Origin of the sequence: Salinicola halimionae (assembly GCF_003206065.1) — a bacterium.
In the GTDB taxonomy this organism is placed as follows: domain Bacteria; phylum Pseudomonadota; class Gammaproteobacteria; order Pseudomonadales; family Halomonadaceae; genus Salinicola; species Salinicola halimionae.
In genome coordinates, this window is record NZ_PZJQ01000002.1 from 352357 (window position 1) to 373676 (window position 21320).

Consider the following 21320-nt stretch of genomic DNA (forward strand, 5'->3'; position numbering starts at 1 on the left):
TCCCCGATGCTTTCCGAGACTAGCGTTTCCCATACGCGCTCCCTTCCTCGACTCACGGTGGACGGGCTTCACAAGCAGTTTCTGATCCATGGTCAGGGCGGGCTCGAGATCGACGTGATGCGCGATCTCTCGCTCACGCTTCACGCCGGCGAGTGTCTGGTACTGGCTGGGCGCAGCGGTATCGGTAAAAGCACGCTGTTGAAGATGCTGTTCGGCGATTACCGCATCGACCAGGGCCGTATTCGGCTGCATTTCGACGATGGCGATCTCGATCTCGACACGTTGCCGGCCTACGCCTGGCACGGGCTGCGTCGCGACGTGATCGGCTATGTCAGCCAGTTTCTGCGCGTGGTGCCGCGAGTCGCCGCCGTGGACGTGGTGATGGAGCCGCTGCTGGCGCGTGGCACCGACGAAGCCGAATCGCGCCGGCGTGCCGAAACGCTGCTGGCCCGGCTCAACCTGCCCGAGCGGCTGTGGCAGCTGCCGCCTGGGACCTTCTCCGGCGGCGAGCAGCAGCGCGTCAATATCGCTCGCGGCTTCATCGGCGAGCATCCGCTTCTGCTGCTGGACGAGCCCACCGCGTCGCTGGACGCCGCCAATCGTGACGTGGTGATCGCGCTGATCAATGAGGCCAAGGCCCGCGGCACGGCCATGCTCGGCATTTTTCATGACGAGGACGTGCGCGAGCGCGTCGCCGATCGCCTGCTGCCGCTGGACGGCAGTCTTGGCGCCATGCCCCCTCAGCCAAAAGATTCTCGGGAGACGCTGTCATGAGCACGCAGGAACAGATTCTGACACACGCCAAACTGGTGCTCGACGACGAGGTGATCGCCGGCACGCTGGTGATCCGCGACGGCCGCATCGCCTCCATCGATAGCGGGATGAGCCAGACGCCGGGCGCCGTCGATTGCGGCGGCGACACTCTGCTGCCGGGCCTGGTCGAACTGCACACCGACAATATGGAGAAGTACTTCCAGCCGCGACCCAAGGTCGAGTGGCCGAGCCTGCAGGCCGCGCTTGCGCATGACGCCCAGATGGCGGCCAGCGGCATTACCACGGTGTTCGATGCGGTCTCGGTGGGGGATGTCGACGAGCAGAGCATGCGCCACGGCTCCCTGGACGACATGTGCCGGGCGCTGTCGCAGATCGTTCACGACGGTCTGGCGCGGGTCGATCATCGTCTGCACCTGCGCTGCGAGGTGAGCCATCCGAACACGCTGGCACGCTTCGACGAGCTGGCATCAATGCCGCTGCTAGGGCTGGTATCGCTGATGGACCACGCCCCCGGCCAGCGTCAGTTCGCCAGTCTCGAGGCCTATCGGGTCTACTATCAAGGCAAGTACAAGCTCGACGATGAGGCGATGAATGCCTTCATGGCGGCCCAGATCGACAACAGTCGGCGCTACAGCGCCGGGCATCGTCGCGCCATTGCCTCGATCTGTCGCGAGCGCGGTCTGGCGATCGCCAGCCACGACGACGCCACCGTCGAGCACGTTGCCGAAAGCTTTGAGTACGGCACCCGGGTCGCGGAATTCCCCACTACCCGCGAGGCGGCCGAGGCCTCTCACCGCGCCGGTATGGCGGTAATGATGGGTGCGCCCAACGTGGTTCGTGGGGGCTCCCATTCCGGCAACATCGCCGCGCGCGATCTGGTCGAGCTGGGCGTGCTGGATATTCTGTCGTCGGATTACTACCCGGCGGCGCTGCTCGACGCGGTGTTCAAGGTGGCGGCGATGGAAAACGGTTATGCGTTGCCCTATGCCGTCGCCACTGCGACACGCATACCAGCCCAGGCTGCCGGTCTGGACGATCGCGGTCGCCTGGCGCCGGGGCTGCGTGCTGACCTGCTGCGGGTGCGATTGATCGACGAGCATCCGGTGGTGCAGCGGGTTTGGTCCGCGGGTCAGCAGGTCCATTGATGGCGTATTTTCCGAGAGGTCCGAGATGTCGCGTCTGATCTACGTCATGGGCGCCAGCGGCGTCGGCAAGGACAGCCTGCTGCGCGAACTGGCACGTCGGCGCCCGGACGCCATGGTGGCGCATCGCTATATCACCCGGGCCAGCGGCGGGGCGGAGAACTGTATCGAACTCTCCCGCGAGGCATTTCACTGGCGGCGGGAGCAGGGGCTGTTCTGCCTCTCGTGGCGCGCGCATGGGCTCGACTACGGCGTCGGCATCGAGATCGATGCGTGGCTGGCGGCGGGCCATACGGTGGTGCTCAACGGCAGCCGGCGGGCGCTGGAAACGGCGCGCGAGCGATTCGGCGAGTTGCTGGTGCCGTTGCTGGTGGTGGCGGATGCCGAGGTGCTGCGTCGGCGTTTAATTGCTCGCGGGCGCGAGACGCCGGCCGAGATCGAGGCGCGGCTGGCGCGAAGCTGCGAGAAGGAGACGCTGTCGGATATCGCGCAGATCGATAACGGCGGTGAACTGGCCCGTGGCGTGGATTCTCTCGAATCCTGGCTCGATGCGCCGGATGCCCCGGAAAACACGCGATGAGGTTGCGCTTCGCCGGCACCGGTGACAGCGCCCAGGTTCCCTGTTTCGGCTGCGATTGCCCGGCGTGCCAGCGTGCGCGGCTGCTGAGCTGCCACCGCCGCGAGCCCTGCGCCGGCGAGATCGAACTCGATGGGGAGCTGATCCTGATCGACGCCGGCCGCATGGATCTGGCCGCGCGCTGCGAGCGTCAGCGTCCGGCGGCGATCCTGCTGACGCACTACCACGCCGATCACGTCCAGGGGCTTTTGCACCTGCGCTGGGGACGCGGTAGCTCGATCCCGGTCTATGGCCCGAAAGATCCTCAAGGCTGTGCCGATCTGCACAAGAACCCCGGTATTCTCGACTTCCAGCCCGGCCTCAAGCCGTTCCGGCCTCTTTCGCTGGGCGGCCTTGCGGTCACGCCGCTGCCGCTCAACCATAGCAAGCCGACACTGGGTTACGCCCTGGACGACGGCGTCAATCGGGTGGCCTGGCTCTGCGATACCATGGGCCTGCCCGGTGCCACCGAGCGCTTTCTGACCGATTGGCGACCCCACGGCGTGGTGATCGACGCTACCCATCCGGATTCTTATAACTCCCCGCACCCGGAGTCTCACACCACGCCTCGCAACCACAACAACGTCGCCATGGCATTGGAGGTCATCGAGCGTCTAGGCCCTTCCCGTGCCTGGCTGACGCATATCAGCCATGAGCTGGACGCCGACTTCATGGCAACGCCCCGAATCCTGCCGGGAGGCGTGGAATTGGCCGCCGATGGCAGCGACATTCTTTTCTGAGAGGAATTCATGTCTTCACAACCTGTTTCCCGCCGCCTGAGCGATGCCCCAACCTGCGCGCCAACGGCGAAGATCCACGAGAGCCATCTGGGCGTCTGGACCGAGATAGGCGACCGCTGCGTCTTCAATCACGTTACGCTCGGCGATTACAGCTACGTCGAGCGTGACTGTGATCTGATGTTCACCGAGGTCGGCAAGTTCACCTCCATCGCCTCGAGCGTGCGTATCAATCCCAGCAATCACCCCTGGTGGCGGCCGACGTTGCACCATTTCAGCTATCGCCCCGGCAAGTTCGGCTTCGTCGACAGTGATCAGGGCGTCGACGACCGGATATTCGCCTGGCGGTCCGAGGATCGCGTCGTCGTCGGTCACGATGTCTGGATCGGCCACGGAGCCCTCGTGCTCCCCGGCGTTACCATCGGCAACGGCGCCATCGTTGGCGCCGGTAGCGTCGTCACCAAGGACGTCGCGCCGTATACCATCGTCGTCGGCAATCCCGCCCGGCCGCTGCGACCGCGCTTCGAGGACCCCGATACCGTGGCTCGTCTGGAGGCGCTGGCTTGGTGGGATTGGCCCCATGCGCGTCTGGCCCGGATGCTGCCGCTGTTCCAGGGCGATACCGGGGTTTTCCTCGAGACCGCCGAGCGCGAGTCGCATCGGTCATCGTGATCTCAGTCCGGCCTGCGCGCCAACGTCCGATAGCGCGAGCCGCCATCGTCGAGCTGCGATTCCACCAGCGCGAGATGGTCGAAGCGCCAGAGAAGCGGGGCAGATAACCGTGACTGCGGTGGCGCTCGATCGGCCTGGCGTACCAGGCTGACGTGCGGGGTGAATTCACGCTGTGGCGAGGTGAAACCGTGACGGGATAGCGCCTGCCAGAGTTCGGCATCGAGCGTCATGAGTGCGGCATTCGGTGTCTGGCTTCCGGCCCAGACGATGCGAGGTTGGGAAAAATGGCCCAGCCGATCCAGCGTCCACTCGCCCTGCAGCGCTGGCCACGCCCGAGCCAGCTCGACGAGTGGCTTCAGCCGGGAGGCGTCGACACTGCCCAGGAACGCCAGCGTGATATGCATGTTCTCCGCCGGTAGCGGATAACCGCCGCAGCGCGGTGCCAGGCGTTCGGCCTCGGCGGCGAGGGCCCGACGACTGGCGTCGTCGGGCCACAGAGCGAAGAAGAGTCGGCGAGAAACGGTCACGATATCGGCTCCCGGTGGCGTCGCTAGCAGAGTGGCGCATCGTTCTCCTCCCTGCCAACCGTTTCCCGGTGTGACCGCGCCTCTCGATCATGCAGGGCCGCTGTTCGGCCGATGATCTTCGCCTTCCATCGTCGAGCCGTGATCCTGGCTGAGCGGGCCGGCCAGCTTGCGCAGCGCGACGTAGAAGACTGGCGTCAGCAGCAGTCCGAACAGTGTTACGCCGAGCATTCCGGCGAACACCGCGATACCCAGTGCCTGGCGAACTTCGGCCCCGGCACCGTGGCCCAGTGCCAACGGTATCACCGCTGCGGTGAAGGTGATCGAGGTCATGATGATCGGACGCAGTCGCAGCCGGCAGGCTTCCAGTGCCGCTTCCACCACGCTTCGACCCTGGAACTCCAGTTCACGGGCGAATTCGACGATCAGGATGGCGTTCTTGCAGGCCAGCCCGATCAGCACCACCAGGCCCACCTGGACGAAGACGTTGGTATCCCCGCCGGAGATTTTGACGCCGACGAGTGCTGACAGCAGGCACATCGGCACGATCAGGATGACCGCTAGCGGCAGGGTCCAGCTCTCGTAGAGCGCTGCCAGCACCAGGAATACCAGCAGTACCGCCAGCGGGAACACCACTAGCGCAGCGTTGCCCTGGGTCGACTGCTGATAGCTCAGGTCGGTCCACTCGAAGTCGATGCCGTCCGGCAGCACCCGCGCGCCGATATCATTCAGAGCGCTCATTGCCTGGGGCGAGGAGAGCACACGAGGGTCGGCTTCGCCTGCCAGGTCCGCCGCCGGGTAACCATTGAAGCGCAACACCGGGTCGGGACCGAAACTCTGATGGATATCGATCATCGAGCCGATCGGCACCATGTCGCCCTGGGCATTACGGGTGCGCAGTCGCGCGATGTCCTCCACGCTGTCGCGGTAGGGCGCGTCGGCCTGGGCGATCACCTGCCAGGTACGTCCGAAATTATTGAAATCGTTGACATAGGTGGAGCCGAGATAGGTCTGCAGGGTATCGAACAGGTCGCTCACCGCGACGCCCTGGGTCTTGGCCTTGAGCCGATCCACCTCGGCATCGAGCTGGGGCACGTTGGCCTGGTAGCTGGTGATCGGATAGCTCATCCCCGGCGTCTGCACCACCGCGCCCTGGAACGCGGTCACCGCCTCCTGCAGCGGGCCGTAGCCGAGTCCGCCGCGATCCTCGATGAACAGCTGATAGCCGGAGCCGTTGCCCAGGCCAAGGATCGGCGGCGGCATGAACGAGAACGCGATGCCGTCCTTGAGGCCACTGATCTTGCCGGCGATCTCGGCGTTGATCTCCGCCGCGGTGCGGGTGCGCTGATCGAACGGCTTCAGGGTCAGAAACGCCAGCCCGGTGTTAGCGGTGTTGGTGAACTGCAGCGCATTGAGGCCGGGGAACGAGATCGCGTGCTCGACGCCGTCGGTCTCCATGGCGATGTCCACCACCTGGCGCAGCAGGTCATCGGTGCGCGCCAGCGAGGCGCCCTCCGGTAACTTCACGCCCGCGATCAGATACATCTTGTCCTGGACCGGAATGAATCCCGGCGGCACCAGCTTGAACAGATAGCCGGTGGTGCCCAGCAGGATCAGGTAGACCACGAATACCGCGCCGCGGCGGCGCAGGCTGCCCGAGACCACGCCCTGATAGCGATGGGAGCCTGCGTTGAAGAAGCGGTTGAACGGTCGGAATAGCCAGCCGAACAGGAAGTCGATCACCCGGGTCAGGCGATCCTTGGGCGCCCCGTGGGGCCTGAGCAGCATCGCCGCCAGCGCCGGCGACAGGGTCAGCGAGTTGACGGTGGAGATCACCGTCGAGATGGCGATGGTCACCGCGAACTGGCGGTAGAACTGGCCGGTGACGCCGGAGAGGAACGCCATCGGTACGAACACCGCGCACAGCACCAGGCCGATGGCGACGATCGGGCCGGACACCTCGCGCATCGCCTGATGAGCGGCGGCGCGCGGTGCCAGCCCCTGACCGATGTTGCGCTCCACGTTCTCCACCACCACGATGGCGTCGTCGACGACGATGCCGATGGCGAGTACCAGCCCGAACAGGGTCAGGGTGTTGATCGAATACCCCAGCAGCAACAGCACCGAGAACGTGCCTACCACCGAGACTGGCACCGCCAGCAGCGGAATCAGTGAGGCACGCCAGGTCTGCAGGAACAGCGTCACCACCAGCACCACCAGCAGTATCGCCTCCAGCAGCGTCTGGATCACCGAGCGGATCGAGTCGGTGACGAACAGCGTGGTGTCGTAAACGGTGCGATATTCGACCCCCGGTGGGAACTGGGTGGCCAGCTCGTCCATGGTCCGGATCACCTGGTCGCGGATCTGCAGGGCATTGGCGCCGGGGGACTGGAAGATACCGATCGCCACCGCATCCTTGCCGTCGAGGCTGGCGCGCAGGGTGTAGTCGCCCGCGCCCATCTCGAGACGAGCGACATCGCGAAGCCGCAGGACTTCGCCGTCCGCGCCGACCTTGAGCACGATGTTGCCGAACTCCTGCTCGGTGGACAGGCGGCCCTTGGCATTGATCAGGGTGAGGAAATCGCTGTGCGGCATCGGTTCGGCGCCGATCTGCCCGGCGGAGACCTGGACGTTCTGTTCACGCATGGCGCCGACCACGTCGCCGGCGGTCAGACCGTGGGAAGCGATGCGATCGGGATCCAGCCAGGCGCGCATGGCGTAATCGCCGCCGCCGAACATCTGTGCCTCGCCGACGCCGGAAATCTTCGCCAGCTGGTCGCGAACGTGCAGACGCGCGTAGTTGCGCAAGTAGAGGGTGTCGTAGCTGTCATCCGGCGACACCAGGTGCACCACCATCAGGAAGGTGGGGGACTGCTTCTGGGTGGTCACGCCCTGTCGTCGCACCGCTTCCGGCAGTCGAGCCAGCGCCTGGCTGACCCGGTTCTGGACCCGCACGGTGGCCTGCTCGGGATCGGTGCCGGGTTGGAAGGTGATGGTCATCTGCAGCACACCATCGGAACCGGCCACCGACTTGTAGTACATCATGTTCTCGACGCCGGTGATCGCCTCTTCCAGCGGCGTGGCCACGGTCTCGGCGATCTCCTTGGGGTTGGCGCCCGGGTAGACGGTGCGGACCAGCACCGAGGGCGGGACCACCTCCGGGTACTCGCCGATCGGCAGATTGGGAATGGAGATCACCCCCACCGCGAAGATGACGATGGAGAGCACCGCGGCGAAGATCGGCCGGTCCACGAAAAAGCGGGAGAAGTTCATGACAGCAAGCTCCTGGGCGGCGGATGCGATGTCCGCTGCGTCTTGTCATTCCGGGGAGAGGAACGTTGGGGAGAGACGTGTTCGAGATTGAAACGCCGGGAAACGCTAGGGCTGGTTGACGGCGACGTCGTTGCCGACGCGCGGCTCACGCATGGCAATCGGGTTCGGCGTGACCGGCATGCCGGGCGAGAACACTTTCTGGGTACCGTTGACGATCACTCGCTCACCGGCCTTCAGCCCATTGCGGATCACCACCAGGTCCCCCACTTCGCGACCGAGCTGTACCTGACGGGGCATCACGGTGTTGTCGTCGCCGACCACGTAGACCAGACGTCGGTCCTGATTGGCGAGTACGGCCTTGCGATTCACCAGCGTTGCCTTGGCGAGATTGGCGACGGGCATCTCCACCCGCGCGAACTGGCCGGGCCTGAAGACGCCATCCGGGTTGCGCAGCACGGCGCGATAGCGCAGCGTGCCGGTATCGGCGTTGATCTGGTTGTCGACGAAGTCCAGTTGCGCCGGGTGTGGGAACCCCGTCTCGCCGGTCAGGCCGATATGCAGCGTGGCGGTCTTGCCTTGATTCAGCAGTGCCTGAGCGCTGGGGGCTTCGGCTTCGTTGCTGTCGAAATAGACGTACAAGGGGTCCACCGACACCAGTGTGGTCAGCACCGACTGGTCGGCACTGGCGAGATTGCCCTTGGTGACCATCGCTCGTCCGGTGCGGCCCGTCACCGGCGCGATCACCTGGGTGTACTGCAGGTCCAGTTCGGCGCTGGTCAGCGCGGCCTCGGCCTCGGCTTCCTGGGCCTGGGCATTGAGCGCCGCCGCCTGGCGCTGATCGTGCTGCTCCTGGGAAATCATGTGTTTCTGGATCAACTGGCGGGATCGGCCGGCCTCGACTTCGGTGAGCCGGCGCTGGCTGCGCGCCTGTGCCAACGATGCCTTCGCGGCTTGGACGCGAGCCTCGTAGGGGCGGGGGTCGATACGGAACAGCAGGTCGCCGGCCTCGACCAGCTCTCCCTCCTCGAAGGCCACCTCGTCGATATAGCCGCTCACTCGTGGCCGGACCTGCACGGTCTGCGGCGATGCCACGCGGCCGGTAAAGGTCTCACGCAGGGTGATCGGTTCCACCAGCACCGTTGCCACGTCGACTTGCGGAGGGGGCGGTGCGCTGACGGCGTCCGCCTCGCCATGGGCGTCGCAGCCTGCCAGCAGCGCGATGGTGAGCATCATGCCCAGGCTGCGAGTCAGGCCCGCCTTCGATATACGCTTATCGACGAGCTTATTCATGTTTTTTACTCCGCGTTTGCTGTTCCCGGCCGGGGTCGTGATCTTTTAATGCCCGGTCGTTAATCCCTGGCTGAGCCAAGAGGGGCCGTCGTGCAGCCTATGACATCGAGCCATGCTGGCGCCCAGGAAAGGCGTCATCCACCTCAGAAGGGTGGCGAGCATCGACATCGGATATGGGCGATCACTGTAGGTCCCGGGAGAAGCCAAGCGTTATCGGGTTTCTCGTCGTTAATTGCCTAATCCTGTCGAGATTGCGCGCCGGTGAAAAATTTAGGCCTTTTGTATCGAGTCGAATCGAGATGCGATTGCCTGTTCCTTCGAATGGCTTGCCTAATCCTGCATGAATCGATGATTTGTCATAAAAACGCCAGCATAGAAGCCTATACTCGCGATTTATCACTGAAAGATAATCGAACCGACAACGAGGGAGCGGAGCCGTGAGTGTCGTTCAACCTGTTTTCGAAGAACTCGACGAGGAACTCGGTCGATTGGCGGATACTCTGGCATCCCAGATTCAGAAGTGGGCGCGCCAGGAGGGGCTGACCACCACGTCCGTGCCGGGCCTGGAGCTGATTCGGGCCGATTCCTCTCTCAACAACTGCATCGGCTCGACGGTCTACGACCCCTCTCTCTGTCTGATCGCGCAGGGCAGCAAGACGGTGTGGTTGGGAGACCGAAAAATCGATTACGGGCCGCTGAGCTGCATGGTCTCAGCGGTGCATCTGCCGGTGCTGGGCAAGGTCACCGACGCGTCACCGGAAAAGCCCTATCTGGGTTTGAAAATTGCCGTCGAGCCGCAGGAAATCACCGACCTGGTATTGGCGCTAGGTGAGGGGGTGGCCGGATCGGAACCGCAGGAGTGCCCCGAAAACGCGTGTGGCTTGAGTCGAGTGCAAGCGGAAAAAGATCTGGTGGTGGCGGTACTGCGGTTGGTGAATCTCCTCGATTCGCCGCCACAGGACATTCGCATTCTGGCGCCGCTGGTCAGGCGCGAGATCTTCTACCGCGCCTTGATCGGCGAGATCGGCCTGCACATGCGCAAGTTCGCCGTGGCGGACACTCAGACCCATCGTATTTCCAAGGTGATCGCGGTGCTCAAGGATCGCTTCACCGAGCCGCTGCGCGTTCGCGATCTGGCGGACATGGTCAACATGAGCGAGTCGTCGCTGTTCCATAGCTTCAAGCAGGTCACGCGGATGTCGCCGGTACAGTTCCAGAAGAAGCTGCGACTGCATGAAGCGCGAAGACTGATGTTATCCGAGGGGATGGAGGCGGCGACTGCCAGCTTCCATGTGGGTTACGGAAGCCCCTCCCATTTCAGCCGCGAATACAGCCGTCTGTTCGGGGTGCCGCCGCGAGCGGATGTGAGCAAGCTGCGCGGGGAGTTGCCGGAAGCCGCGCGGGCCTGAACGCCCGCGCCGCACAAGCCCGGTGTTGAACGCCCGGGTATCGAACGATCAAGTCGTTGAACGACCGGGACGATGAACGAGCCGGTCTCAGTCGCCGATGACCATGACGGCTTCGGCTTCGACCTGACTGCCCTTGGGAAGCTGCTTGACGCCGACGGCGGCGCGGGCCGGAAAGGGCGGCTGGAAGAACTCTTCCATCACCTTGTTGACCACGGCAAAGTTGTCGAGATCGGTCAGGTAGAGGTTGAGCTTGACGATATCCTGCAGCGACCCCGCGGCTTCCTGGCAAACGGCGGCCATATTGGTGAACACTTGACGCGCCTGGGCCTCGAACTCCTGGGAAACCAGTTCCATGGTCTTCGGGTCGAGCGGAATCTGACCCGAGAGGTAGACGGTATTGCCCGACTTGATGGCCTGGGAATAAGGGCCGATGGCGGCCGGGGCGTTGTCGGTGTTGATAACGGCTTTGTTGCTCATGGCGTACCCTCCAGTTTCTTTATTTAGTGCCTTTTCATAAATGCTTTGCTGATGGCATGGCGTTCTTGAAAAAAACGCTGCCCCGCCGCGCATGACGCGGCGGGGCAGCTTTTACCGATTAGTTTCGGGCGCGAACGATGCGGCCGATATGATTCAGGTTGCGCAGGCGCTTGATGATCCGCGCCAGATGGATACGACCCTTGACCAGAATGGTCAGGTTGACGATCGAGAGTCTGGCGTCGCGCTCCTCGATGCCGATGCGCTCGATATTCGCCTCGGCATCGGTGATCAGGCTGGCGAGCTCGGCGATCAGACCGCGCCGGGTCTCGACTTCGATCCGCAGCGGGACCGGGAAGTCCTGATCGATCTGCTTCGACCAGGTCAGCGTCACCAGCTTGTCGGGATCATCGCGCAGCTCATCGAGGTTACCACACTCATGGCGGTGGACGACGATCCCCTTGCCGATCGAAAGATGGCCGATAACCGGATCCCCGGGGAGCGGATGGCAGCAGCGTGCGAAGCTGATCGCCATGCTTTCGGAGCCATTGATGACGATCGGGCCATTGTGCGGTGCATCTTCCAGCAGCCGTTCCAGGCTGCGTTCGCCGGCGCTGGTGTCGGTGGCCGAATCATCCGCGACCAGACGCCGTGCCGTGGCGTGAGCCAGTCGAGTGCCGAGACCGATGGTCTCGAGGAGGTCCTCCTCGGTCTTGAGGTCCAGTTCTTCCAGCAGGGCGGAAAGACGCCCTGGCGGCAGCTTCTCGAGACTGGTTTCGAAGCTTACGAGCGCACGATTGAGCAGGCGGCGGCCGAGCTGGACCGCCTCGCTGCGCTGCTGGCTCTTCAGCGCATGGCGAATCGCCGAGCGCGCTTTGGCGGTAATCACGAAATTGAGCCAGGCCAGATTGGGGCGCGCGCCGGGGGCGGTGATGATCTCCAAGGTCTGTCCGCTCTCCAGCGGGGTCGACAGGGGCGCCAGATGGCGATCGATCCGACAGGCGATACAGCTGTTGCCGATGTCGGTATGCACGGTGTAGGCGAAGTCGACCGCCGTTGCCCCCTGAGGCAGCTCCATGATGTCGCCCTTGGGGGTGAAGATGTAGACATCGTCAGGGAAAAGATCGTTCTTGACGTGCTCGATGAACTCCAGCGAGTCACCGGCGTGGCGTTGCATCTCGAGCAGGCCGCGGACCCATTCGCGAGCACGGGCGTGGCTGCCGGCAGCGATCGGTCGCTCGGTCTGGCCGGCCTTGTAGAGCCAGTGTGCGGCGATACCGTTATTGGCCATCGCCTCCATTTCGCGGGTGCGAATCTGCACCTCGATCGGCATCCCGCTGGGACCGAACAGCGTGGTATGCAGGCTCTGGTAGCCGTTGGCCTTGGGAATCGCGATGTAGTCCTTGAAGCGCCCCGGCACCGGCTTGTAGAGATTGTGCACCGCGCCCAGCACCCGGTAACAGTTGTCGACGCTGTCGGTGATGATACGGAACCCGAACACGTCCATTATCTCGGCGAACGGTTTGCGCTGATCGTGCATCTTGCGATAGATCGACAGCAGGTGCTTCTGCCGCCCGACCACGCTGCCGGTGAGGTCATCCTCGTCGAGCCGGCGCTGCAGGCTGGTCTGGATCTGGCGCATGGTCGAGCGGCGATTGCCGCGGGCGCTGGCTACCGCGCGCTTGATACGCTCGGCGCGCATCGGGTGAATCGCCTGAAACGACAGATCCTCGAGCTCGACCCGAATGGTGTTGATGCCCAGGCGCCCGGCGATGCGGGCGTAGATTTCCAGCGTCTCGCGGGCGATGCGGCGCTTCTTGTCGGGGCGCAGAGCCCCGAGCGTGCGCATGTTGTGCAGGCGATCGGCGAGCTTGACGATGATCACCCGGATATCCCGGGACATCGCCATCACCATCTTCTGGAAGTTCTCGGCCTGGGCGACCGCCTTGTCCTCGAAGGTGATCTGGGTCAGCTTCGAAACGCCATCGACCAGCTCCGCTACCGCCTCGCCGAACTGTGCTTCGAGGGCTTCCCGGGAGACGCTGGTATCTTCGATGACATCGTGCAGCATGGCGGCCATCAGGCTCTGATGATCCATGTGCATGTTGGCGAGAATATTGGCGACGGCGAGCGGATGGGTGACGTAAGGCTCGCCGGAACGGCGTTGCTGGCCATCGTGGGCCTGCTCGGCGTAGTAGAAGGCGCGCTTGACCTGCTGAATCTCGTCGTCGGGGAGATAGCCGCCGAGACGATCGGCCAGGTCATCGATGGTGAACATGCGGCGCGCCTATTTTAACTGCTCGTTTAACTACCCGTTATCGATAACGATTTATCAACATCCCGTTCCGCAACCGGCCCCGTGGGCGTCATGGCGACGCCACAGGCGACCGGAGATCATGCCGGAAGCCAAGACTCAGATGTCGTATTCCTGGGTCGGCTCGGGACGCGGGCGCGGCGGCGCGGCTTCGACCGGCTCGTCGAGAATGCTGTCGCCGATCTGGCCGGTAGCGATCTCACGCAGTGCCATCACGGTCGGCTTGTCGTTTTCCCACGGCAGCAGCGCATCGCGGGAGCCGCGAGCGAGCTGACGGGCGCGCTGGGACGAGATCATTACCAGCTTGAAACGGTTCTCGATGTGGTCCAGACAATCTTCGACGGTCACTCGTGCCATGAGGGTAGCCCTGTTACCAGAAAATGAGGGAACGCGCCCCATGCTGCGGGGTCTGCGGGACCGAGCAGTCTACTGGAGTTGCGCAACGCCTGACAAGAGAGCCCGGCCGGGCCCGACAAACGCGTCGGTCGATTGCTCCTCGGCGCCCGCGAGGATGCGCTATGAGGATGCTTTAAAGAGGGCGACGCGGTCCATCCACGCTCAGTCGGTGTCGTTCAACAGGTCGGCGAGCAGGGTGGCGTGGCGTGCCTGCATCTTGTCGCGGCGTGAACGGCGCGCATGGACAATGCATTCGAGTTCGGTCAGCGCGTGTTCGAAAGTGTCGTTGATGATGACGTGCTCATACTCGGTGTAATGCGACATTTCGCTGACCGCATCGCGCATGCGCCGTTCGATGACCGCGTCATCGTCGGTGCCGCGTCCGGAAAGCCGCTCACGGAGTGCATCCCGCGACGGCGGCAGGATGAAGATCGATTCGGCATCCGGCGACTGCTCGAGGACCTGCTGGGCGCCCTGCCAGTCGATCTCCAGAATCACGTCCTCGCCCACGGCAAGACGCTTTTCGACCTCGACTCTAGAGGTACCGTAATGGCGATCGAAGACCCAGGCATGCTCGAAGAATTCGCCTCGCTCGACCATCGCCTCGAACTCTGGCTGGGTGACGAAGTGGTAGTTGACGCCATCCTGCTCGCCCGGACGCATGGCGCGCGTGGTATGAGACACCGACACGCCGATCCCCGCATTGCGTTCGAGCAGGGCGCGAACCAGGCTGGTCTTGCCGGCACCGGAGGGCGCGGAGACGATATACAGCGTGCCCAGTGCGCTGGCAGCGGCATGAGGATGAGGCGTCGAAGAAGCGTGCGACATGACAGAACGGCCGTCCGGAAGTGCGTGGAAGCCCCATAGTATGCCACGTAAACGCCGTCTCATGGACAGGCGAGGCTTGCGGCAGTGAGCCTCCGGCCGGCAGAGCAGCGAGGCTTCGACGCTGTCTCTATCGGCTACAATGACTTTTCTCATTCGTCACGTTCGGCTCTTTTCGCCAAGGGCCTTCCCGCAAGGGCCATCCCGATTAGCAAAGGTATTCATGACTTCATCGACCGCAACCGAGACCCGCCGTGCCGGCCCATTTCTAGGCATCGCCCTGGCGTTCGCGGCAACGATGATCGGCACCACGCTGCCGACGCCGCTCTATCCGATCTACCAGCAGCAGCTGGGATTCTCGCAACTGATGATCACGGTCATTTTCGCGGTCTACGCGGCCGGGGTGATCGCGGCGCTGCTGATTACCGGACGCTGGTCCGATCAGCTCGGGCGACGGCCATTGCTGTTCGCCGGCCTGTTGGCATCGATCGTCAGCGATCTGGTGTTCTGGCACGCGGATGGCCTCGGCATGATTCTCACCGGGCGGGTGTTGTCGGGTATTTCTGCCGGCATCTTCACCGGCACGGCGACCGTGGCGGTGATGGAACTGGTGCCTGCCGAGTGGAAGCGCGCCGGTACGCTGGTGGCCACCGCCGCCAACATGGGTGGTCTGGGCCTGGGGCCGATGCTCGCCGGAGTACTGGCGGTGCTCTTCCCCATGCCGTTGGCGCTGCCCTATATCGTGCATCTGGTGCTCGCGCTGATCGCGGCGATCTGCATCTGGCGTGCGCCGGAGACCGTGATCCGGCCCGAGCGGATTCGCCTGCGCGTGCAGAAACTCAAGGTGCCCGCCGAGGTGCGTGGTGTCTTCGTGCCAGCGGCGATTGCCGCCTTTGCCGGTTTCATGGTGTGCGGCTTCTTCACCGCCGTGACCCCGGCGTTTCTGGGCAAGGTGCTGGGTCATACCAATCACGCGTTGATCGGGTTCGTGGCGGGGCTGCTGTTCATTGCCTCCACGGTCGGCCAGATGCTTCAGGGGCGTCTACCCGAGTCGCGGCGCTTGCCGGTGGGCTGCGGGATACTGCTCGTCGGCGTCCTCATCGTCGCCTGGGGTATCGGTGCGGCGCAGCTGGCCGGCTTCATCATCGGCGCAATCGTCGCCGGCATCGGCCAGGGTGTCGCTTTCCGTGCCGGGCTGGGGGCGGTGGCGGCCGCGAGTGCCAGCGAAAACAAGGCGGCAGTGGTTTCCACCTTCTTCGTGGTCGCCTATGTCGCGATCTCGTTGCCGGTCATCGGGATTGGTCTTGTCGCCTCGGTGATCAGCCTGCAACTGACGGGGCTGTTGTTCGCGCTGCTGGCCGCATTGCTTTGCTGTGTTGCGCTGGCCTTGCTGCTGCGGCCGTCCCAGCGAGGGCGTTAGGCATCCCCGCTTGTCGCTCGGCGCTCTGGTATTATGAGCGCCGATTCGTTCTACCGACTGCCAGGAGTTCCCGATGACCGCTTCGCCCGACACGCTTCGCATCCGCCGCCCCGACGACTGGCACCTGCATCTGCGTGACGGCGAGGTGCTGAAGACGGTGCTTCCCTACACCAGCCGGACGTTTGCCCGCGCCATCGTGATGCCCAATCTGGTGCCGCCGGTGACCACCTGTGAAGCGGCCAGCGCCTACCGCGAGCGCATCCTGGCGGCGATCCCTGCCGGTCACGACTTCACCCCGCTGATGACCTGCTACCTCAACGAGAGCGTCGACCGGGAGACATTGGAGCGCGGCCACGTCGATGGGCTGTTCACCGCGGCCAAGCTCTATCCGGCCAATGCGACGACCAACTCCCAGCACGGCGTCAAACGGATTCAGGACGTCTATCCGCTGCTGGAAGTGATGCAGCGGATCGGCATGCCGCTGCTGATTCACGGCGAGGTGACGCGCGGCGAGATCGATATCTTCGATCGCGAGAAATATTTCATCGACGAGGTGATGATCGATATTCGTCGTCAGTTCCCGGCACTCAAGGTGGTGTTCGAGCACATTACCACCAAGGAAGCGGCCCAGTTCGTGCTCGACGGTGACGAGACCCTTGGCGCCACGCTGACGCCCCAGCACCTGGCCCAGAACCGCAACGACATGCTGGTCGGCGGCATTCGCCCGCATCTCTATTGCCTGCCGATACTCAAGCGTCAGGAGCATCAGCAGGCGCTGCGCCAGGCCGTCGCCAGCGGCCATCCGCGTTTCTTCCTGGGTACCGACTCCGCACCGCACGTCACCGCCGCCAAGGAAACCGCCTGTGGCTGTGCCGGCGTGTTCAATGCCGAAGCCGCGCTTTCGGTCTACGCCGACGTCTTCGAGCAGGAAGGCGCGCTCCAGCACTTCGAAGCGTTCTGTTCCGAGAACGGTCCGCGCTTCTACGGCCTGCCGCTCAATGAAAGCTTCGTGACGCTCAGGCGCCAGCCGACTCCGGTCGCTGACTCGGTGGGCGAAGGCGACAACACCTTCGTGCCCTACCGGGCCGGCGAATCCCTGACCTGGTCGGTAGCGCTGGATTGAACGGGCTTTTAGAACCCGTGCTCGTCGTGATTGCGAGGCTACATAGACGAGGCTGCCGAGATGCATCTTCGCAATTAAAGCGGAGCACGATATAAGTTCCGATATAACTTTTGTGTCTATATCAAATTCGATATAATGTGACGGAACCAGGTAAGGTTCATCATGACAAAAGAAGAAAAACCGGTTGAATTCCGTGGGGACTCGCTGGACCAATTGCGAGCTTTCCCTCAGGCAGCGAAGCAGGATATGGGTTACCAGATCGCTCGGGTCCAAGCAGGCCTGGAGCCTGAAGATTCCAAGCCCATGAAGACCGTGGGTAACGGCGTTTATGAAATCAGAGTAAAGGACGAAACCGGGGCTTATCGGACGTTCTACATCGCGAAGCGACAGGATGCTATCTACGTCCTTCACTGCTTCCAGAAGAAAACCGAGAAGACGGCCCCCAAGGATTTGGCGCTAGGCAAGCAGCGATTCAAAGAGCTGCCGCCTGAGCCCCCAAAAAGCCGAGAGTAGAGACTACGGCTGTCGACATGCCTTTCTTCAATCGACGAACAGCAGTATGAGAGTGAGGATAGCGATATGGCCAACGAGCGTTTCGCAAGCATCTGGGATGCTATCGAGGATACCCCTGAGCAAGCGGCAAACATGCGTTTGCGGTCCAAGCTGATGATGATTCTTGGCGAGCGGGTGAAAAGCTGGAACGTAAGCCAGGCCGAAGCTGGCCGCCGTCTAGGGCTGACTCAGCCTCGCGTCAATGATTTGCTGAAGGGCCGAATCAGCAAGTTCAGCCTTGACGCGCTGGTCAACCTCTCCACGCACGCGCATTACCGGATCGATATCAGCGTTGTTGAAGAAGAAGCCACGCCAGTATGAAGGTGAATAACAGACTGGACACGATAGCTCCTTCTAACGAAAGGCTTTGCCCCCAGTAGCGCGATGAACCTTAAAACGCCACGCTGGCCTGCAGCGTGACCTCCAGCGGTTCGCCGACCACCACCCGGGTCTCGCCGCCGCTGGAGAGGTAGTAGGTGGTGTCGAACAGGTTCTTCACGTTCAGCTGCAGATGGGTATTGTCGCCCAGCCAGCGGTTGTCCCAGGCGATGAACGCATCCGCTACGGTGTAGTCGTCGAGGCTGAAGCTGTTGTCGCTGTCCCCCTCGCGGCTGCCGACGTAGCGAACGCCGCCGCCAACCCGCCAGCGACCGTAATCGGGGTTTACCGCGAGCGCCTGCGATAGCAGCAGCGACGCGGTGTGACGCGCCACGTTGGGCAGCGCGTTGCCTTCGGTGCCGCCATCCGCATCGTCGAGCACTTCGGCATCGGTGTAGGCATAGTTGGCGAGGACCGATAGCCGCTCGGTCAATTCGCCCTGGGCGGAGAGCTCGATCCCTTTCGCGTCGCTCTTGCCCACCGCCCGCGACACGCCGTTGTCGCTGACGACGACGTTCTCCTTGGTGATCTCGAAATAGGCCAGTGAAGCCTGCAGCCGATCGCCGAGGAAACGTTGCTTGATCCCGGCTTCCCAGCCATGACCCTCTTCCGGATCGAAGCGCTGTCCGGTGTCGGCATCGGGTTGGTTGGGAACGAACGATTCGCTGTAACTGGCGTAGAGCGAGGTCTGCGGCGTCAGCTTGTAGAGCAGGCTGGCGTGGGGCAGGAAGACGTCATCCTGGGTATCGGTTTCGACCACGAACGGCCGGCCCTGGCCGCCATACTGTTCGCTATGCTGATAACGCCCGCCCAGACCGAGAATCCAGCGTTCGCCCAAATGCAGGTTGTCGTCGACGTAGGCGCCGGTGGTGTTGATCTCGTCGAGCCGATGGCTGGTGCTGTCGAGATAGGTGGCGCCATCCAGGTTTAGATCGCCGTCGTCGGGGTCGTAGATCGAGATCGTATCGGTAGCGCCGCGATAGCGGTCGGCCAGATAGTCGCGGCGGCGCTCATGATCGATGCCGACGGTCATCTCGTGGCGAACTCCGGCCAGTTTGACGTTACCCAGCAGCTCGGCGGCGGTATAGATCACGCGCCGGTCGAAGCCGTGATTGGCATCGGCGCGCCGGGTGGCGGTGCCATCCTCGGCAACGCTTAATACCCGCGGCTGGCCATCGTCGTACTGGCGCCGGTTCCAGCCGTAGGTCAGGCGACTGGTCCAGTCCGGGTTCAGATCCTGCTCCCAGCGCGCCGTGAACGACTGATCGTGGCCCGTTACGCGGGACCAGTCTTCGTCGAATCGCCGCTTGCGTGGCACGTCGACTGCCTTGCCATCGACGAAGGCGGTGCCCCGGTCCAGGGTCAGGTCGTAGTCGCGGTACTCGTAGGCGAACCACAGGCGGGTGTCGTCGTCCTCCCAGCTCAGCGACGGCGCCACCACGGTCTGACGATTGCTGCCGAAGTCGCGCCAGTAGTCCTCGTCCTGCTGCCCGACGATGAAGCGAAACGCCGCGCCGCTGTCGCCCAGCGGCCCGGTGACGTCGACGCTGGCATTGCCGCCGCCGAAGGAAGTGCCCTCGCCACTGATGGTGCGCTGCCAGTCGTACTGCGGCTTCTTGCTGACGAGATTGATCACCCCGCCAGGCTCCTGAATACCGTAGCGAAACGAACTCGGGCCCTTGAGCACTTCGACCCGCTCGGTGGTGAAGGTGGCAAACGTATTGCGCGGCTGGCGGATGCCGTCACGAAGAATCGAGCCGTCGCTGTTGCTGCCGAAGCCGCGCTTGATGAAGCCGGCTTCGGTGCCGCCCATGGTGTTGCCCTGTGTCACGCCGTTGACGTAGGCCATGGCATCGGTCAACGAATCGGCGTCGATATCCTCGAGCATCTGCGAGCTGATCTGGTCGACCGTTCGCGCCTGGCTCAGGAAGTCGGTTGGGCGGCCATTGACCAGGTTCGAGCGCGTCGCTTGATAGCCTTCCGCTTGCGATGGGACGGCGGCGGCAGTCACCACCAGCGGCGTGAGAGCGTCATTCGCGAAACTAGCGCGGGCGGCTATCAGCAGTACCGCCAAGGTGGCAGCGCGTGAGAGGCGGCGTGGGGGCATGGCGTGGGTTCCCTGGTTCGAATTATCGTTTTCTGACTGACGTTTTTGGTGTGGCCTGCGACGAAGGCGAGCGTTCAATGTGGCGATGAGTGTGGTGATGAAGGGCCAGCGCGATAGGTAGCCTCGAACGTGCCATCGACGGTGATCGGCATGAAGTCTCGATAGAGCTCGCGTCGTGTCGCCGCTGGATCGAGGGCGCCGCACTGCTGCGGATGCAGCCAGCCGGCGATGGCCTGCAGCGCGACCACCGAGAACGGCCCCTGGTGGTAGCCATGCCAGATCGCGTGGAAGCCGCCGTCGTTGACCGCCGATAGCGCCGACCAACCCGGTCGGCGGGCCACGACATCGGCCATGTCGCCCTGGGTATCGCTTTCCGCGACACCGAAGCCGGCGCGAATCGAGCCGCTTTTGGCCCACTGGGCGGCGGTGGCGATGATCACGTCGGGGTCGCGCGCGAGGATGGTCTCGGGGTTGAGCACGTTTTCGGTGCCCGGGCTCATGCCGGCGGCGATGTTGTCGCCCCGGGCATGGTCCACCAGGTCGGCGAGACCCGAATCGAAGTTGCTGCGACAGCAGTCGACCTTGAGCCCCGGGGCGATATCGATCAGCACGCTGGGCCGCCGGGTGACGGCATCGAGACAGTCGTCGACAGCGGCGGTCGCCGATTGCAGTCGCGTGATCAGGGCGGAGGCGCGCGATTCTGAATCCAGCGCCTGGCCCAGCAGCTCGAGCGAGGGCTGCGTGTCGTCGAGAGGATGCTCGCGGAAATCGATGAACAGGATCGGAATCTGCAGCGCCGCCAGTTGATCCAGCAGCGGTGTCTGGCGCAGCCCGGCATGGCGCGAGATATCGGCGACGATCAGATCCGGATCGAGGGCGATCAGCGCTTCGGCGCTGGGCATGGCATTGCCGTTGGTGCCCAGCGTCGGCAAATCGGACAGGGCGGGAAAGGCCGCAGCGAAACGCGCCTGCGCCACGGGGTCGAAGCTCTCCAGCGAACCGCGCCAGCCGCTCATGCGTGATACGGGATCGGGCAACAGTGCCGCGAGGGCGAAGAGGTGTCGCGGATTATCGAGAAAGAGGCGCTCGGGGGCGGCGGCAAGGGTCACCTCGCGCCCGGCGAGATCGGTCACTGTCACCGGATACTCTGTCGCCTGCGCCGTGCTCGTCAGCCAGCCGGTACCGAGCCAGATTCCGAGCCAGAGCCGGAGCCAAACCCTGAGCCAGAGCCCGAGTGTGCCCCACGCGTTTCGGCGGCCCAGTAATAACCCCATGATCGCTTTTCTTCTAGTTG

At 63.7% G+C, this 21320-nt stretch carries 19 protein-coding genes; 10 read left to right on the plus strand and 9 right to left on the minus strand.

The genetic code is table 11. The annotated features are described in order from the left end of the window. Positions 1 to 6 precede the first annotated feature (6 nt). From phnL to DOM27_RS02135, 5 genes are read left to right on the plus strand one after another with little or no spacing between them, the layout of a single operon-like run. Entirely contained in the window at positions 7 to 774 is a 768-nt protein-coding gene (gene phnL, locus DOM27_RS02115; RefSeq protein WP_110654405.1) for a phosphonate C-P lyase system protein PhnL, read from the plus strand. After that, positions 771 to 1919 (plus strand): alpha-D-ribose 1-methylphosphonate 5-triphosphate diphosphatase, encoded by a 1149-nt coding sequence (locus DOM27_RS02120; RefSeq protein ID WP_110654406.1) that lies wholly within the window; start codon positions 771 to 773, stop codon positions 1917 to 1919. Before phnL ends, DOM27_RS02120 begins: the two co-directional genes overlap by 4 nt. 25 nt (positions 1920 to 1944) lie before the next feature. Continuing rightward, positions 1945 to 2496 (plus strand): ribose 1,5-bisphosphokinase, encoded by a 552-nt coding sequence (phnN, locus tag DOM27_RS02125; RefSeq protein WP_110654407.1) that lies wholly within the window; start codon positions 1945 to 1947, stop codon positions 2494 to 2496. Next, positions 2493 to 3272 (plus strand): phosphonate metabolism protein PhnP, encoded by a 780-nt coding sequence (gene phnP / locus DOM27_RS02130; RefSeq protein ID WP_110654408.1) that lies wholly within the window; start codon positions 2493 to 2495, stop codon positions 3270 to 3272. The genes phnN and phnP overlap by 4 nt, the downstream gene beginning before the upstream one ends. A 9-nt stretch (positions 3273 to 3281) precedes the next feature. Beyond that, positions 3282 to 3941, plus strand: a complete 660-nt coding sequence (locus DOM27_RS02135) for a DapH/DapD/GlmU-related protein (RefSeq protein WP_110654409.1) — start codon at positions 3282 to 3284, stop codon at positions 3939 to 3941. Between the two features lie 2 nt (positions 3942 to 3943). Here DOM27_RS02135 and thpR read toward each other — a convergent pair whose 3' ends face one another. The 3 genes from thpR to DOM27_RS02150 all read right to left on the minus strand — a co-directional run bounded on the left by thpR (position 3944) and on the right by DOM27_RS02150 (position 9028). Next, on the minus strand, positions 3944 to 4468 hold the full coding sequence (gene thpR / locus DOM27_RS02140) for an RNA 2',3'-cyclic phosphodiesterase (protein ID WP_157956692.1): 525 nt from the start codon (positions 4466 to 4468) through the stop codon (positions 3944 to 3946). 87 nt (positions 4469 to 4555) lie between these two features. Continuing rightward, positions 4556 to 7738 carry an efflux RND transporter permease subunit gene (locus tag DOM27_RS02145; protein WP_110654411.1) on the minus strand — a complete coding sequence of 1061 codons (3183 nt, stop codon included), beginning with the start codon at positions 7736 to 7738 and terminating at the stop codon, positions 4556 to 4558. A 105-nt stretch (positions 7739 to 7843) separates the two neighbouring features. Continuing rightward, the gene (locus DOM27_RS02150) at positions 7844 to 9028 is read right to left on the minus strand and encodes an efflux RND transporter periplasmic adaptor subunit (RefSeq protein WP_110654412.1); all 1185 of its coding nucleotides are present in this window, start codon (positions 9026 to 9028) and stop codon (positions 7844 to 7846) included. Between the two features lie 437 nt (positions 9029 to 9465). Here DOM27_RS02150 and DOM27_RS02155 point away from each other — a divergent pair, with 437 nt between their 5' ends. Next, entirely contained in the window at positions 9466 to 10437 is a 972-nt protein-coding gene (locus DOM27_RS02155; protein ID WP_110654413.1) for an AraC family transcriptional regulator, read from the plus strand. Between the two features lie 87 nt (positions 10438 to 10524). Here DOM27_RS02155 and DOM27_RS02160 read toward each other — a convergent pair whose 3' ends face one another. The 4 genes from DOM27_RS02160 to gmk form a co-directional block, all read right to left on the minus strand. Then, a complete protein-coding gene (locus tag DOM27_RS02160) occupies positions 10525 to 10914 on the minus strand; it encodes a RidA family protein (protein WP_075561563.1) in 390 nt (129 codons plus the stop codon). A gap of 118 nt (positions 10915 to 11032) precedes the next feature. After that, positions 11033 to 13189, minus strand: a complete 2157-nt coding sequence (locus tag DOM27_RS02165; RefSeq protein WP_110654414.1) for a RelA/SpoT family protein — start codon at positions 13187 to 13189, stop codon at positions 11033 to 11035. A gap of 135 nt (positions 13190 to 13324) precedes the next feature. Next, on the minus strand, positions 13325 to 13582 hold the full coding sequence (rpoZ, locus tag DOM27_RS02170; RefSeq protein WP_075561565.1) for a DNA-directed RNA polymerase subunit omega: 258 nt from the start codon (positions 13580 to 13582) through the stop codon (positions 13325 to 13327). A gap of 201 nt (positions 13583 to 13783) precedes the next feature. Beyond that, the gene (gene gmk, locus DOM27_RS02175) at positions 13784 to 14449 is read right to left on the minus strand and encodes a guanylate kinase (protein ID WP_110654415.1); all 666 of its coding nucleotides are present in this window, start codon (positions 14447 to 14449) and stop codon (positions 13784 to 13786) included. A gap of 220 nt (positions 14450 to 14669) precedes the next feature. Between gmk and DOM27_RS02180 the strand changes: the two genes are divergently transcribed. From DOM27_RS02180 to DOM27_RS02195, 4 genes are all read left to right on the plus strand, one after another. Continuing rightward, positions 14670 to 15866 (plus strand): MFS transporter, encoded by a 1197-nt coding sequence (locus tag DOM27_RS02180; protein WP_110654416.1) that lies wholly within the window; start codon positions 14670 to 14672, stop codon positions 15864 to 15866. Positions 15867 to 15939: 73 nt separating this feature from the next. Further along, a complete protein-coding gene (gene pyrC / locus DOM27_RS02185) occupies positions 15940 to 16989 on the plus strand; it encodes a dihydroorotase (RefSeq protein ID WP_110654417.1) in 1050 nt (349 codons plus the stop codon). Between the two features lie 162 nt (positions 16990 to 17151). Beyond that, the gene (locus DOM27_RS02190; protein ID WP_110654418.1) at positions 17152 to 17502 is read left to right on the plus strand and encodes a type II toxin-antitoxin system RelE/ParE family toxin; all 351 of its coding nucleotides are present in this window, start codon (positions 17152 to 17154) and stop codon (positions 17500 to 17502) included. 66 nt (positions 17503 to 17568) lie between these two features. Continuing rightward, positions 17569 to 17862 carry a helix-turn-helix domain-containing protein gene (locus DOM27_RS02195; RefSeq protein ID WP_110654419.1) on the plus strand — a complete coding sequence of 98 codons (294 nt, stop codon included), beginning with the start codon at positions 17569 to 17571 and terminating at the stop codon, positions 17860 to 17862. Positions 17863 to 17932: 70 nt separating this feature from the next. On the opposite strand, the gene DOM27_RS02200 is transcribed toward DOM27_RS02195, so the two are convergent. Together DOM27_RS02200 and DOM27_RS02205 are read right to left on the minus strand one after the other, a co-directional pair. Next, positions 17933 to 20026: a TonB-dependent siderophore receptor gene (locus DOM27_RS02200; protein ID WP_110654420.1), complete on the minus strand. Its 2094-nt coding sequence runs from the start codon at positions 20024 to 20026 to the stop codon at positions 17933 to 17935. 74 nt (positions 20027 to 20100) lie between these two features. Then, positions 20101 to 21300 (minus strand): ABC transporter substrate-binding protein, encoded by a 1200-nt coding sequence (locus DOM27_RS02205; RefSeq protein ID WP_110654421.1) that lies wholly within the window; start codon positions 21298 to 21300, stop codon positions 20101 to 20103. Between the last annotated feature and the right edge of the window lie 20 nt (positions 21301 to 21320).

Bases quoted from the DNA above. Each gene is read 5' to 3' on its own strand.
- rpoZ (WP_075561565.1), bottom strand. From the start codon at position 13,582: ATGGCACGAGTGACCGTCGAAGATTGTCTGGACCACATCGAGAACCGT.
- DOM27_RS02180 (WP_110654416.1), top strand. From the start codon at position 14,670: ATGACTTCATCGACCGCAACCGAGACCCGCCGTGCCGGCCCATTTCTA.
- DOM27_RS02135 (WP_110654409.1), top strand. From the start codon at position 3,282: ATGTCTTCACAACCTGTTTCCCGCCGCCTGAGCGATGCCCCAACCTGC.
- DOM27_RS02205 (WP_110654421.1), bottom strand. From the start codon at position 21,300: ATGGGGTTATTACTGGGCCGCCGAAACGCGTGGGGCACACTCGGGCTC.
- DOM27_RS02190 (WP_110654418.1), top strand. From the start codon at position 17,152: ATGACAAAAGAAGAAAAACCGGTTGAATTCCGTGGGGACTCGCTGGAC.
- DOM27_RS02195 (WP_110654419.1), top strand. From the start codon at position 17,569: ATGGCCAACGAGCGTTTCGCAAGCATCTGGGATGCTATCGAGGATACC.
- phnN (WP_110654407.1), top strand. From the start codon at position 1,945: ATGTCGCGTCTGATCTACGTCATGGGCGCCAGCGGCGTCGGCAAGGAC.
- DOM27_RS02165 (WP_110654414.1), bottom strand. From the start codon at position 13,189: ATGTTCACCATCGATGACCTGGCCGATCGTCTCGGCGGCTATCTCCCC.
- DOM27_RS02200 (WP_110654420.1), bottom strand. From the start codon at position 20,026: ATGCCCCCACGCCGCCTCTCACGCGCTGCCACCTTGGCGGTACTGCTG.
- pyrC (WP_110654417.1), top strand. From the start codon at position 15,940: ATGACCGCTTCGCCCGACACGCTTCGCATCCGCCGCCCCGACGACTGG.
- phnP (WP_110654408.1), top strand. From the start codon at position 2,493: ATGAGGTTGCGCTTCGCCGGCACCGGTGACAGCGCCCAGGTTCCCTGT.
- gmk (WP_110654415.1), bottom strand. From the start codon at position 14,449: ATGTCGCACGCTTCTTCGACGCCTCATCCTCATGCCGCTGCCAGCGCA.
- DOM27_RS02150 (WP_110654412.1), bottom strand. From the start codon at position 9,028: ATGAATAAGCTCGTCGATAAGCGTATATCGAAGGCGGGCCTGACTCGC.
- DOM27_RS02145 (WP_110654411.1), bottom strand. From the start codon at position 7,738: ATGAACTTCTCCCGCTTTTTCGTGGACCGGCCGATCTTCGCCGCGGTG.
- DOM27_RS02120 (WP_110654406.1), top strand. From the start codon at position 771: ATGAGCACGCAGGAACAGATTCTGACACACGCCAAACTGGTGCTCGAC.
- phnL (WP_110654405.1), top strand. From the start codon at position 7: ATGCTTTCCGAGACTAGCGTTTCCCATACGCGCTCCCTTCCTCGACTC.
- DOM27_RS02160 (WP_075561563.1), bottom strand. From the start codon at position 10,914: ATGAGCAACAAAGCCGTTATCAACACCGACAACGCCCCGGCCGCCATC.